Raw genomic sequence first — 264 nt, forward strand, 5'->3', positions numbered from 1 at the left:
CTGAAGACGTTTTCTCTCTCGGAAGTTATCTCAATCGCGAGCAATACGGACAAACGCCCCTTGTTTACGGACAAACTTACGCTTCAAAAATAAAAAGAACCGCGGACGGAGCTCCCGTTCTTAAATCCGAAAAGAAATCGTATAGCAGAGTGATTAAAACATCGCCCCAGCAACCCGATAAATATGTGGCATCTACATCGCCCGTATATGAATATACCAACACCATGTTATTCCCGCGCATGCACTCTAACCCCAATAATCCGG

Annotated in this window: 1 protein-coding gene; it reads right to left on the bottom strand. The window is 45.1% G+C overall.

The features are described from left to right. Positions 1-76: 76 nt before the first annotated feature. On the bottom strand, positions 77-264 hold a 188-nt coding region (locus ACS2QP_RS27925), incomplete at its 5' end, for a hypothetical protein (protein WP_438883091.1).

The sequence above is a fragment of the Bacillus cereus group sp. Bce019 genome, assembly GCF_051781745.1.
Taxonomy (GTDB): domain Bacteria; phylum Bacillota; class Bacilli; order Bacillales; family Bacillaceae_G; genus Bacillus_A; species Bacillus_A cereus.